Below are 1,762 nucleotides of genomic sequence, written 5' to 3'. Positions count from 1 at the left end.
TCCCGTTAGAATTCCTGTAAACTGAATATTTTGGAGTTTGAACAAAAACGAGCGCCTCGGTAACATGGGAGTTGGATACGGGTCTACAGCCCTTTTAATCTCACCATTTAGGAGGTCGCTCTACTATGAAGTTTAAAGCTCAAGACAAGCAAAATCAACTCATTGAAAACATTACCGTTCATCATTTGGTCATTGGCGTAGATATCGCCCAAGAAGTCCATGTGGCCCGCGCCGTCAGCTTTCGTGGGATTGCTCTGGGAACTCCGCTCGAATTCGGTAACCATCGTGAAGGGTTCGATCTGTTTGAACGCTGGATCCAAGATCTACTCAAATCCTACAAACTTAGCAGCGTCATCGTTGGTATGGAACCCACTGGCCACTACTGGTTTAGCCTGGCACGTTGGCTCCTCGATCAGGGCATGGAGCCCGTCCTGGTTAATCCTCATCTCGTCAAAAAGAACAAGGAAAACCGAGATAATACACCGTCTAAAAGTGACCATAAAGATGCGCTTGTCATATCAGACATGGTCAAAAACGGGTACTACTCCCCTGTTCGTTTTCATCCAGAAAATTACGAGGAACTACGTATTCTAATGGCAAACCGAGAGACGGTTACCAAGCGCCTCAACGCTGCGGTTAATCAGATTCATCGCTGGGTAGACATTGTTTTCCCTGAACTTCGCCAGGTCTTTAAAATCCTTACTTGCACCAGTGCAATCGCAACACTCAGACTCTTCCCCTTGCCTAAAGAGATCCGTCTGTTAAATACGGAACAGGTCCTTAGCGGTTGGAAGCAATATGTAAAGCGTCATGCTGGAGTTAAACGTGCTGAGCTACTCATTTCACTTGCCAAATCCAGTGTGGGTGCCACTCAGGCACTCCACGCATACAAGCTCCATCTTGGGCAACTACTCGAAGAATATGACCTGGCCCATCGCCAGCTTGAACAAATTGAGCATGAGCTCCGTCTCATTCTTGAGCGTATTCCTTATGCACAGAAGCTCCTTGAAATACGAGGCATCTATGTTACTAATCTAGCTGGTGTACTCGGTGAGGCTGGCGATCTAAGCGGATATACGCATGGAAATGCTTTACTGCGGCATGCTGGGTTAAATCTAGCTGAAGCTAGCTCCGGAAAATGGCGAGGAAAGATGGTGCTCAGCAAACGAGGCCGGCCACGTTTACGGCATTTTCTTTATCTCATGACAATGAGTATGGTTATGACAAATCCGGAAATACGAGCGGCACATCGTTATAATGTTGAGGAAAAGAAACTGAAGAAGATGAAATCTATTATGAAATTAATCGGTAAAGTAGCGCGAATGCTAGTCGCATTGGCTAAAGGCAGTACCGCTTACGAACCGATCAAGGTATTCCCACAAGCAGCATAAAACTAATTAATCCTCATCGACTCATGCATTCGCAGGATCACAAGAAGCACGGAGTATCGGGAGACGTTACGCAAAAGGGCTCGGACCCGTTCCGTTAGAAAGACCGACCTCCACCCCTTAGTTAGATGTGACGAAGGAATGAAAGGGCTATGACCCGTTGAGACATGGGAGTGAGAATCGCTAGGGCGAAGTGGAGACGTGCGCATAATGGAACAATATGGGTAATCCTTATGCACCCTTTATTTACGCATGCCCAATTCTCCATCTCCCAGCCACCGGCTCCTTCATCATCTTCTTCTTCACTTTAACTACAGGATGAAATCCTGCGAATTCATGAGTCTGAGTGAGGAAACTGAATCATTTCGAGGGAG

At 46.7% G+C, this 1,762-nt stretch carries 1 protein-coding gene; it reads left to right on the top strand.

From position 1 onward, the window contains the following. Positions 1–125: 125 nt before the first annotated feature. Entirely contained in the window at positions 126–1,391 is a 1,266-nt protein-coding gene (locus tag A3848_RS26085) for an IS110 family RNA-guided transposase (protein ID WP_074087842.1), read from the top strand. Positions 1,392–1,762: the final 371 nt, after the last annotated feature.

The sequence above is a fragment of the Paenibacillus sp. P32E genome, from assembly GCF_001909085.1.
Taxonomy (GTDB): Bacteria; Bacillota; Bacilli; order Paenibacillales; family Paenibacillaceae; genus Paenibacillus_AQ; species Paenibacillus_AQ helianthi.
This window is presented reverse-complemented; position numbering and strand designations above follow the sequence as displayed.

What these genes read in the sequence shown, in the direction of transcription:
- A3848_RS26085 (WP_074087842.1), top strand. Translation starts at nt 126, where the DNA reads ATGAAGTTTAAAGCTCAAGACAAGCAAAATCAACTCATTGAAAACATT.